This is a genomic window from Bacillus cereus group sp. BfR-BA-01408, assembly GCF_022663305.1.
GTDB classification, from domain to species: Bacteria; Bacillota; Bacilli; order Bacillales; family Bacillaceae_G; genus Bacillus_A; species Bacillus_A pacificus.
In genome coordinates, this window is record NZ_JAKUFF010000134.1 from 1 (window position 1) to 5,384 (window position 5,384).

The window sequence follows — 5,384 nt, forward strand, 5'->3', positions numbered from 1 at the left end:
GAGAAAAGGAAGTTGGATAGTATAAAGAGGCTGCATGAACTTCATGTAGCCTCTTTATATAGTGTTGCTGTTGTCGTTTTTTGTCGGTAAGTCGATATATTTTAATAATCGCTGATATATTTCGAGAATCGTCGATATATCTTAATAATCGCTGATATATTTTCAAACAGCAATCAATATAATTTCATTTACCGACAAACCATTATCTGAATTTCATCAACTATTAATCAGTTGCCTTCCTATTTAAAAACGACTACAATTTTACTGTTATAGATGAACGAAAAAATAGAATAGGAGGGGAGACTATGCCAAGGAAAGTATGGCTATTAGTAGCTGGGATGATTATTAATGTCACGGGTGCTTCTTTTTTATGGCCTTTTAATACAATTTATTTGCATGATCACCTAGGAAAATCTTTATCTGTGGCCGGAATGGTATTAATGATCAACTCGCTTACTGGTGTAATCGGAAACTTGCTCGGCGGTGTTTTATTTGATAAATGGGGCGGTTATAAATCAACTTTAGTAGGGATTGTCATTACACTCGTATCGATTTTAGGTCTTGTGTTCTTCCACGGTTGGCCTTTATACGTTGTGTGGCTAGCGTTAATCGGTTTTGGTTCTGGAATGGTCTTCCCATCGATGTATGCGATGGTTGGTACGGTTTGGCCAGAGGGCGGAAGACGAGCATTTAATGCGATGTATGTTGGACAAAACGTTGGTATTGCGATTGGAACAGCGTGTGGTGGATTAGTTGCATCGTATCGTTTTGATTATATTTTCTTAGCGAACTTTATTTTATACTTTGTTTTCTTCTTAATTGCTTTTATTGGATTCCGTGGTATGGAAGACAAGAAAGAGCCAGGAGTACCAAAAGAAGTGGAAACGAAAAAAGGTTGGTCGCTTACACCTGGATTCAAAGCACTTCTTATCGTATGTGTAGCATATGCTTTATGCTGGGTTACATACGTACAGTGGCAAGGGGCGATTGCAACACATATGCAAGAATTAAACATTAGCCTTCGTCACTATAGTTTATTATGGACGATAAACGGAGCGATGATCGTTTGTGCGCAGCCGCTAGTTAGTATGCTAATTCGCTGGATGAAGCGTTCTTTAAAACAACAAATTATGATCGGAATCATCATTTTTGCGGCTTCATTTATTGTATTAAGTCAAGCGCAGCAATTTACGATGTTCCTTGTTGCGATGGTAACATTAACAATTGGTGAGTTATTCGTATGGCCAGCAGTTCCAACGATTGCAAATATACTTGCGCCAAAAGATAAGTTAGGGTTTTATCAAGGTGTTGTAAATAGTGCGGCGACTGTAGGGAAAATGTTCGGACCGGTCGTTGGCGGAGCAATTGTTGATTTATATAATATGGAAGTATTGTTTATAGCAATCATGGTAATGCTTGTAGTAGCGCTTATCGCAACGAGCATTTATGATAAACGAGTAAAAGTAGAAGAAACAGTTGAAGAAAAAATTGCAGTTTAGTTTGACGGAACATGTTCACATGTTTTAGAATATATTTAAATAAAACAACCTTTGGAACAAGGGAGATAGCTCGGCTGTCGTAAGACGAATTCGTTAGTTATTCATAGTAACGATTAACCGAGAAGCCCCGCTTTAAGCAAGCTCTTAAGAGATTCTAAGCGAAGGGTAGTTCACTTAACTCATATTTGTAATAACAGTGAGAAGGAGTAGTAGTAATAGAAGCTGGTTTAGAGAGTTGACGGTCGGTGCAAGTCAATCCACGTTTCGTTATGAACTCGCCTTTGAGTTGCAGTTGTGAAACTAATAGTAGCAATTGCCGTTAATCCACGTTACGGATCTAAGCGAATGTATATTTGTACATTAATTTAGGGTGGTACCGCGGGAATCTAAAACCTCTCGTCCCTTTCTAGGGATGAGAGGTTTTTTGTATTTTGGGCGGTGAAAATAAATAGAATTTCAAGGAGGGTATCTCATGAGCTTTAATCATCAAGAAATTGAGAAGAAGTGGCAAGGGTACTGGGAAGAGAATAAAACATTCCGTACGCCAGATGAGACAGAAAAACCAAAATTTTATGCACTAGATATGTTCCCATATCCATCAGGTGCAGGCTTACACGTAGGACATCCGGAAGGTTATACAGCAACAGATATTTTATCTCGTATGAAGCGTATGCAAGGATATAACGTTCTTCATCCAATGGGATGGGATGCATTCGGTCTTCCAGCAGAGCAATATGCACTTGATACTGGAAACAGCCCAGCTGAATTTACAGAGCATAATATTAATACATTCCGTAACCAAATTAAATCATTAGGTTTCTCTTACGATTGGGACCGTGAAGTAAATACAACAGATCCAAACTACTACAAGTGGACACAATGGATCTTCCTAAAACTATTTGAAAAAGGCTTAGCTTACGTTGATGAAGTACCTGTAAACTGGTGCCCAGCACTTGGTACAGTACTTGCAAACGAAGAAATCATTGACGGTAAGAGTGAGCGCGGTGGACATCCAGTTGAGCGTCGTCCGATGAGACAGTGGATGTTAAAAATTACAGCTTATGGAGATCGTCTATTAGAAGATCTAGATGAGCTTGATTGGCCAGAAAGCTTAAAAGATATGCAACGTAACTGGATCGGTCGTTCTGAAGGTGCAGAAGTACACTTCAACATCGACGGTACAGACGAGAAGTTCACAGTTTTCACAACGCGTCCTGATACACTATTCGGTGCAAGCTACTGTGTACTTGCTCCGGAACATGCACTTGTTGCTGATATTACAACTGCTGAACAAAAAGAAGCTGTAGAAGCTTACATTAATTCAGTAAAAATGAAGAGTGATTTAGAGCGTACAGAACTTGCGAAAGAGAAAACTGGTGTATTCACTGGTGCTTACGCAGTTAACCCAGTAAATGGTGAGAAATTACCAATCTGGATCGCTGATTACGTTCTTGCAACTTACGGAACAGGTGCTGTAATGGCAGTTCCAGCTCATGATGAGCGTGACTATGAATTCGCATCAACGTTCAATCTTCCAATGAAGGAAGTTGTAAAAGGCGGAGACATTACGAAAGAAGCATACACAGGTGATGGTGCACACGTAAACTCAGCATTCCTTGATGGTTTAAATAAAGAAGAAGCAATCGCAAAAATGATTGAATGGCTTGAAGTAACGAGCGCAGGAAATCAAAAAGTAACATACCGTCTACGTGACTGGTTATTCAGCCGTCAACGTTACTGGGGTGAGCCAATTCCAGTTATTCACTGGGAAGATGGCACAATGACAGCTGTAAAAGAAGAAGAATTACCATTAGTTCTTCCGAAAACAGACAACATCCGACCTTCAGGTACAGGTGAATCACCACTTGCTAACATTGACGAGTGGGTAAATGTTGTTGATCCTGAAACTGGTAAAAAAGGTCGTCGTGAAACGAACACAATGCCACAATGGGCTGGTAGCTGCTGGTACTACCTACGTTACATCGATCCAAACAATAGCGAAGCACTTGTAGATCCTGAAAAAGTAAAACAATGGCTTCCAGTTGATATTTATATCGGCGGAGCAGAGCACGCTGTACTTCACTTACTATATGCTCGTTTCTGGCATAAAGTATTATACGATATCGGTGTAGTTCCAACGAAAGAGCCGTTCCAACAATTATTCAACCAAGGTATGATTCTAGGTGAAAACAACGAGAAAATGAGTAAATCAAAAGGTAACGTTGTAAACCCTGATGATATCGTAGCAAGCCACGGTGCAGATACACTTCGTCTATACGAAATGTTCATGGGACCATTAGATGCTTCAATCGCTTGGTCTGAAAATGGTCTTGACGGAGCTCGTCGTTTCCTAGACCGCGTATGGCGTCTATTCGTTCAAGATAACGGTGAATTAAGTGAGAAAATTACTGATGCACCAAATAAAGAGCTTGAAAAAGCTTACCACCAAACAGTGAAGAAAGTAACAGAAGACTATGCAGAGCTTCGCTTCAACACAGCGATTTCTCAAATGATGGTATTCATCAATGATGCATACAAAGCTGAAACACTTCCGAAAGAATATGTAGAAGGTTTCGTAAAAATGATTGCACCAGTTGCACCTCACATCGGGGAAGAGCTATGGAGCAAACTTGGATACAATGAAACAATCACATATGCAAGCTGGCCAACATTTGATGAGTCTAAACTTGTAGAAGATGAAGTTGAAATCGTTGTTCAAGTTATGGGTAAAGTTCGCGCAAAACTAACAATGAGTAAAGACGCATCAAAAGAAGAAATGGAACAACTTGCACTTGAAGCAATTAAGGACCAAATTGAAGGGAAAACAGTTCGTAAAGTAATTGTAGTTCCTGGAAAACTTGTTAACGTTGTTGCAAACTAATGTATGAAAGAAAAGCTCAGAGCGCTTATGCTCTGAGCTTTTTTGTGTAGAAAATAATTTCAGGATCCCCTTCATCTAAGTTTTCAACTATTCCACTACGTATAAAACCGTTCGCATTAAAAACTTTTTGCATACTTTCATTTGATTCGTTCGTTGAAGAAAATATTTTTTGAGTAGGAGAATGACTTAACATATATGAGAGTAACGAGCTTGCATAGCCTCGCCTTCTTTTTGTTGGCGAAACGATGATTAATGAGAGGAAAGTACAATCAAAGAAATTTGTATCGTATGTTAGAAAACCGGAAATAGAATTATCTTCTTTTACGATGACGCATCGTCCCTCATCAATAGAGTGCTTAATATAATTTCGTCTACTATCATTTCCGATTACATCAATATCTATATGTACGATTGAATCTAAATCATCGATAGAAGCTTTTGTTACGTTCTTCAATGGAAATACCCCCTAGAAAAAATATTCAGTTAATTAATTTTACCATGAATGAAGAAAAAGGAGCGGAATTCCCATACAGACAAACACCTATTTTTCTATAGGAAATATGATAAAAAAGGTAGGCTAAATTGAGTAGAAGAGGTGAAAGGAATGAAAGGGATGGACAATAATGCACCACATGGTTTTTTCGGAGGTGGTTCGGATAGTTATGAACAAATGATGTTAATGGGAGGAGCTGGCCAACAAGGATACGGTGGTATTCCGAGCTGGATGGGCGGAGGAGCAGGAGGTTTTCCGACATCGGTAGCTGGTATGCAAACTGGAATGCCTACATTAATGGGGGGCTTTTCGACATCAGGGGCTGGAATGCCTACAGTAACAGGAGGCTTTCCAACATCAGTAGCTGGCGTACAGACAGGAATTCCAGTAGGGGTACCAACTACATTCCCATCTTTCGTTGGAGGGGTACAAACAGGATTTCCGGTACCGGGAGTAGGTGTTGTGGCAGGCGGAGTAGGTGGTTATCCGCAAGCTGTTCATGGTCATCATG

The 5,384-nt window shown here is 39.7% G+C and carries 3 protein-coding genes, 1 pseudogene and 1 other annotated feature; of the genes and pseudogenes, 3 read left to right on the forward strand and 1 reads right to left on the reverse strand.

Translation table 11 applies throughout. The annotated features are described in order from the left end of the window. The first annotated feature begins 305 nt into the window (after window positions 1-305). Entirely contained in the window at window positions 306-1,499 is a 1,194-nt protein-coding gene (locus MR083_RS25900; RefSeq protein WP_242270060.1) for an MDR family MFS transporter, read from the forward strand. A 187-nt stretch (window positions 1,500-1,686) separates the two neighbouring features. After that, window positions 1,687-1,906, forward strand: a binding site (T-box leader). Window positions 1,907-1,971: 65 nt separating this feature from the next. Next, window positions 1,972-4,380, forward strand: coding sequence for a leucine--tRNA ligase (gene leuS / locus MR083_RS25905; protein ID WP_000009454.1), 2,409 nt, complete (start codon window positions 1,972-1,974; stop codon window positions 4,378-4,380). Between the two features lie 25 nt (window positions 4,381-4,405). Here leuS and MR083_RS25910 read toward each other — a convergent pair whose 3' ends face one another. Beyond that, complete coding sequence (locus MR083_RS25910) at window positions 4,406-4,834, reverse strand: GNAT family N-acetyltransferase (RefSeq protein WP_000800320.1); 429 nt, start codon at window positions 4,832-4,834, stop codon at window positions 4,406-4,408. Window positions 4,835-4,984: 150 nt separating this feature from the next. On the opposite strand from MR083_RS25910, the pseudogene MR083_RS25915 reads away from it, so the two are divergent. Beyond that, window positions 4,985-5,384, forward strand: a pseudogene (locus MR083_RS25915) (hypothetical protein); the annotation flags it as partial.